General features: G+C 68.6%; 1 protein-coding gene. It reads right to left on the minus strand.

The window, feature by feature from the left end; translation table 11 throughout:
- A partial coding sequence (locus GA0115254_RS02025; RefSeq protein WP_256102354.1) for a condensation domain-containing protein occupies positions 1-1,309 on the minus strand: 1,309 nt, incomplete at its 3' end.
- Positions 1,310-1,349 lie beyond the last annotated feature (40 nt).

Raw genomic sequence — 1,349 nt, forward strand, 5'->3', positions numbered from 1 at the left:
AATCACCCCACGCCTGGACGCCCGGCAGGTCGACCACGGCCTCGGCCTGGTTGTGCAGGTCCAACTGGACCTGGAACAGCGGGTGCCTCGCACGTGACCGGACCGGGGCCAGCTCTTCGACCAGCTTCTCGAACGGCAGGTCCTGATGCGAGAACGCGGACAGGTTCGTCGACCGTACCCGTCCGAGAATCTGGGTGAACGTCGGGTTACCCGACAGATCGGTCCGCAGGACCATGGAGTTGACGAAGAAGCCGACCAGTTCGTCGAGCGCCGCGTCGGTACGGCCGGCGTTCGCCGTGCCGATCGGGATGTCGGTGCCCGCGCCCAGCTTCGACAGCAGCACGGCCAGCGCGGCCTGGAGCACCATGAACGGGGTCACGCCCTCGGCCCGAGCCACCTCGGCGAGCCGTGCGTGCACGTCGGCCGGGATCTCCAGCGGAACGCGGTGCCCGCGATAGGAGGCTACCGACGGGCGAGGGCGGTCCACCGGAAGGGACAGCTCTTCGGGTGCACCGTGCAGCACCTCGCGCCAGTAGTCCAGCTGGCGACTCAGTACGCTCTGGGGATCGCTTTCCTCACCGATCAGCTTGCGCTGCCAAAGCGCGTAGTCCGCGTACTGGACCGGTAGCGGCGCATACTCGGGCACCTGGCCTGCGCGCCGCGCCGCGTAGGCCAGGGAGAGGTCCCTCGCGAGCGTCCCCTCCGACCATGCGTCGATCAGAATGTGGTGGACCGTGATGGCGAGGACGCGCTCGTCCGGGCCTGCCTCGAACAGCCAGGCCCGGATCGGTACCTCGGCCGACAGGTCGAAGGCGTGGGCCGCCGCCTCGGCCACCGCGTCCTCCAGGGCCTCCGGCGCGACCTCGACGATCTGCAGCTCCCAACCCAGATCATCGACGTCCAGAATCCTCTGGTACGGCTCGCCGTTCGCCGACGGAAAGACCGTCCGCAGTGCTTCGTGCCGTCCCATGACGTCCCGCATTGCCGCACTCAGGGCATCGCGGTCGACCTCGCCGGCCAGCCGGACCGCCAGCGGCATGTTGTAAGTGGCGCTGGGCCCTTCGAGCTGCCCGATGAACCACAACCGTTGCTGCGCGAACGACAGCGGGATACGTTCCGGACGCTCCCCGGCGGTCAGCGCCAGCCGGGCCGACTCCGCACCCCCCAGCCGAGCCGCAAGACCGGCCACCGTCGGCACCTCGAACAGCGCCCGCAGCGGCACCTCGACCCCAAGAACGACACGCACCCGGCTGACCAGACGGACGGCAAGCAGGGAATGACCCCCGAGAGTGAAGAAATCATCATCCACACCCACAGCCTCAACACCCAGGACCTCGGCGAAAGCAGCA

Origin of the sequence: Streptomyces sp. Ncost-T10-10d (assembly GCF_900091955.1) — a bacterium.
Lineage (GTDB): Bacteria > Actinomycetota > Actinomycetes > Streptomycetales > Streptomycetaceae > Streptomyces.